This window comes from Streptomyces sp., from assembly GCF_035644915.1.
Taxonomy (GTDB): Bacteria; Actinomycetota; Actinomycetes; order Streptomycetales; family Streptomycetaceae; genus Streptomyces.
The window spans coordinates 1-3,924 of record NZ_DASQNP010000224.1; the positions used below are offsets into that span (position 1 = coordinate 1).

Below are 3,924 nucleotides of genomic sequence, written 5' to 3' on the forward strand. Positions count from 1 at the left end.
CGAGGACGGAGCCTGGTTCCGCCTGCCCTCCACCACCTTCGCGGCAGCGCCAATCCCACCCTCCCCTGTCTTCCGGAGACCTCCATGCCTTCTTCCCCCGCCACGCCCGTGACCGTCCTCGGCCTCGGCCCGATGGGCCAGGCCCTGGCCGCCGCCTTCCTCGCCGCGGGCCACCCCACCACCGTGTGGAACCGCTCCCCGGGGCGGGCGGCCGACCTGGTCGAACGCGGCGCCGTGGAGGCCGATTCGGCGGCCCGGGCGATCGAGGCCAGCCCGCTGGTCGTGGTGTGCGTGCTCGACTACGACGCCGTGCACGCGATCGTCGGCCCCCACGCCGACTCCCTCGCGGGACGCACCCTGGTCAACCTCACCGCGGACACCCCCGACCGCGCCCGCGCCACCGCCGAGTGGGCCGCCGCGCACGGGATCGACTACCTCGACGGCGCGATCATGGTCCCCACGTACCTCATCGGCGGCCCGTCGGCGGTCGTCCTCCACAGCGGACCCAAGGACGTCTACGAGCGGCACCGGGCCACCCTGGAGGCGCTCGGCGGCACGTCCGTGCACCTCGGCGAGGACCCGGGCCGGGCCGCGGCGCACGACGTGGCCCTGCTGGACGTGTTCTGGACGGCGATGTCCGGCATCGTCCACGCCTTCGCGCTGGGCACGGCCGAGGGCATCGCCCCGGAGGCCCTCGCCCCCTACGCCAAGGGGATCAGCAACCTCCTGCCGGACATCATCGACGAGTACGCGCAGCAGATCGGCGACGGCGAGTTCCCACCCGAGGGCTCCAACCTCCGGTCGGCGGCGACCGGCATGGCGCACATCGTGGAGGCCACCAAGGCCCGGGGGCTCGACGCCTCGGTGATCTCCGCCGCCCACGACCTCGCCCGGCGCGGGCTGGACGCCGGGCACGGGGACGACTCCTTCGCCCGGACCGTCGAGGCCGTCCGGGGGACCGTCCGGAGCTGAGACACGAGCGGCCCCGCGGCCGGGCGAAGCGCGCCCGGGCCACGGGGCCGGTCTCCGTCCGTACGGAGTCCGCTGCGGAGTCCGTACGGGCGGGTCAGTCCAGGGTCGGCTTGATGCCCAGCGGGGCGGCGATCTCCGCCGCCATCACCGCGCCCGCCTGCCGCTCCAGCTCGCCGTCGTCGGCCGCGGCGTCGCTGTCGGTGTCCAGGCCGTCCAACTCGTCCAGCGGGGTGTCCAGGCGGACGTGGGCGACCAGCGACTGGAGGGCGCGCAGGGCCGCCGAGGCGGTGGGCCCCCAGTTGGAGAGGTAGGAGAACTGCCACCACCACAGCGCCTCGCTGACCCGCCCCGCCCGGTAGTGGGCCATGCCGTGCCGCAGGTCGGTGATCACGTCGGCGAGGTCGTCGGAGATGCGGCAGGCGACGGGGGCGCTGCGCGCGTACGGGTCGAAGACCTCCGAGTAGACGTCCACCGGGTCCAGGAGCTGGGCGAGGCGCAGCCGCAGGTCGTCGACGTCCGGCTCGGGGCCGGTGTCCGGCTCGTACCGCTCCTCGGGGACGATGTCCTCGTGCGCGCCGAGCCGGCCGCCCGCGAGGAGCAATTGGGAGACCTCCAGCAGCAGGAACGGAACGGCGCTGTCCGGCTCGTCCCCCTTGGCCACCTCGGTGACCGCCACGAGAAAACTCTCGATCTGGTCCGCGATCTGTACCGCGAAGTCGTCCGGACCCTGGTTCGGGTTCCTCGTCTCCGGCATGGCTTCAGACATCGAGCAGTCTTCTCCCCTCGAAGGCACGTCCCAGCGTGACCTCGTCGGCGTACTCCAGGTCTCCTCCGACGGGGAGGCCGCTGGCCAAGCGGGTCACGCGCAGGCCCATGGAGGACACCATGCGCGCGAGGTAGGTGGCCGTCGCCTCCCCTTCGAGGTTCGGATCGGTGGCCAGGATCAGCTCGGTGACGGTGCCGTCGGCGAGCCGGGCCAGCAGTTCCCTTATCCGCAGATCGTCCGGGCCCACTCCCTCGATCGGGCTGATCGCGCCGCCGAGCACGTGGTAGCGCCCGCGGAACTCACGCGTCCGCTCGATCGCGACGACGTCCTTGGGCTCCTCCACGACGCAGATGACCGCCGGATCGCGGCGCGGGTCGAGGCAGACCCTGCACCGCTCGGCCTCCGCGACGTTGCCGCAGACCTCGCAGAACCGGACTTTCTCCTTCACCTCGGTCAGTGCGTGGGCGAGCCGGCGGACGTCGGCGGGCTCGGCCTGGAGGATGTGGAAGGCGATCCGCTGCGCGCTCTTGGGACCGACGCCGGGCAGCCTGCCCAGCTCGTCGATCAGGTCCTGAACCACGCCTTCGTACACGGTCGCCTACTCCACTCTTCCCGTTCGTGCCGTTCTCGCCGCTCTCGCTCCGGTCGTCCCTCGTACGGTCGTCCCAGCACTGACCGTACGCTCGTATCCGGTTTTCAGAACGGCATGCCCGGCAGCCCGCCCAGTCCCTGGGCGAGGGGGCCGAGCTTCTGCTGCTGGAGCTGCTGGGCGGCGCTGTTGGCGTCGCGCACGGCCGCGAGCACCAGGTCGGCGAGGGTCTCGGTGTCCTCCGGGTCCACCGCCTTGGGGTCGATGACGAGGCCCTTGAGCTCCCCGGCCCCGGTGACCGTGGCCTTCACCAGACCACCGCCCGCGGAGCCCTCCACCACCGCGTCGGCCAGCTCCTGCTGGGCCGCCGCAAGGTCCTGCTGCATCTTCTGGGCCTGCTGAAGCAGCTGCTGCATGTTGGGCTGGCCACCACCGGGAATCACGGCTTCGCTCCTGGCTCGTCGACGACGTGTCCGCACGTGTACGCACCTTCGTACTCCGTACACCCTGAGCGTACGCGTTCCCCCCGCCTCTTCGCCTCGCCCTGCGGGGGTCTTTCCCCCTCCCTTTTCCACTCCCCTCCCCGCTCCCTCCTCCGCTCCCTTTCCGCTCCGCGGGCGGATTCCGGGACGGGCGGGCCGGGGGCCGGGGACGGGCGGCCGTCGGACCGGGGCCAGGCCGGTGATCAGGCCGGTGACCAGGCCGGTGATCAGGCGGCGGCCGGGCGGCGGATCACTCGGCGGATCACTCGTGGTACAGCTCCTCCAGCACCGTCGCGCCCAGCTCGCGCACGATCAGGTCGTGGCCGGACAGGGCGGTGTCGTCCAGGTCCGGGTCGTCCTCGGCGGGCATGTCGTCCTCCGGCGCCACGGGAGGGGGCGGCGGCTCGGACTCGCGGCGCACCGGCGCCTGGGGCGCTGGCTGCTGCGGGCGCGGGGCCGGCGGCTGCGCGGGCGGGGCGGCGGCCGGGGGTCCCGCGGGGGCCGCGGCGGGCGCGGTGGACGCGAACGACCGGGCGGAGGCGGCGACCGGAGCCTGCGCCGAGGAGACCGCCGCACCGCCGGACGGGTCGACGACGGCCTCGATCCTCCACTGGACGCCGAACGTGTCGGCCAGCGCGGCGCGCAGCACCTCCTCGCTGCCGCCGTTGACGAAGCTGTCGCGGGCGCCGGGGTTGGAGAAGCCGAGCTGGAGCGTGGTGCCGTCGAACCCGGCGACGTGGGCGTTCTGGCTGAGCAGGATCCAGGTGAACCGGCGGCGGCCCTTGACGGCCTCCAGGACGTCGGGCCACATCTGCCGCACCTGCGCGGCGCCCTGCCCGCCGGCGGCACCGCCGCCCTGCGGCGCGGGCGCGGCGGCTGCGGGGGCGGCGGGCGCGGCGGCCGGGGCGGGAGCGGGCGCGGACACCTCGGGCTGCCGTCCGGGCCCGGCGGGGGTCGGCCACGCGCCGGGGCGGCGACCGCCGGACGCCTGCGCGGCGGGCGCGCCCGGCCCCGTACCGCCGCCCGCCGGCGTCGGCCAGGCGCCGGGACGCCGGCCGGCCTCCGACGTGGGCGGCGCCTGGGGGGCCTGCGGGGCCGGAGCCTGCGGGACCGGC

The 3,924-nt window shown here is 74.6% G+C and carries 4 protein-coding genes and 1 pseudogene; 1 reads left to right on the forward strand and 4 read right to left on the reverse strand.

Translation table 11 applies throughout. The features are described from left to right. Positions 1-84: 84 nt before the first annotated feature. Positions 85-972 carry an NAD(P)-dependent oxidoreductase gene (locus VE546_RS24270; protein ID WP_324925870.1) on the forward strand — a complete coding sequence of 296 codons (888 nt, stop codon included), beginning with the start codon at positions 85-87 and terminating at the stop codon, positions 970-972. 94 nt (positions 973-1,066) lie between these two features. Here VE546_RS24270 and VE546_RS24275 read toward each other — a convergent pair whose 3' ends face one another. The 4 genes and pseudogenes from VE546_RS24275 to VE546_RS24290 all read right to left on the reverse strand — a co-directional run. Continuing rightward, positions 1,067-1,726, reverse strand: coding sequence for a DUF5063 domain-containing protein (locus tag VE546_RS24275; protein WP_414720567.1), 660 nt, complete (start codon positions 1,724-1,726; stop codon positions 1,067-1,069). Positions 1,727-1,730: 4 nt separating this feature from the next. Beyond that, complete coding sequence (gene recR, locus VE546_RS24280; RefSeq protein WP_324925874.1) at positions 1,731-2,330, reverse strand: recombination mediator RecR; 600 nt, start codon at positions 2,328-2,330, stop codon at positions 1,731-1,733. A gap of 104 nt (positions 2,331-2,434) precedes the next feature. Further along, positions 2,435-2,770 (reverse strand): YbaB/EbfC family nucleoid-associated protein, encoded by a 336-nt coding sequence (locus VE546_RS24285; protein WP_324925876.1) that lies wholly within the window; start codon positions 2,768-2,770, stop codon positions 2,435-2,437. A 301-nt stretch (positions 2,771-3,071) separates the two neighbouring features. Continuing rightward, positions 3,072-3,924 (reverse strand): annotated as a pseudogene (locus tag VE546_RS24290) (DNA polymerase III subunit gamma and tau); the annotation flags it as partial.

What these genes read in the sequence shown, in the direction of transcription:
- VE546_RS24270 (WP_324925870.1), top strand. Translation starts at nt 85, where the DNA reads ATGCCTTCTTCCCCCGCCACGCCCGTGACCGTCCTCGGCCTCGGCCCG.
- VE546_RS24275 (WP_414720567.1), bottom strand. Translation starts at nt 1,726, where the DNA reads ATGCCGGAGACGAGGAACCCGAACCAGGGTCCGGACGACTTCGCGGTA.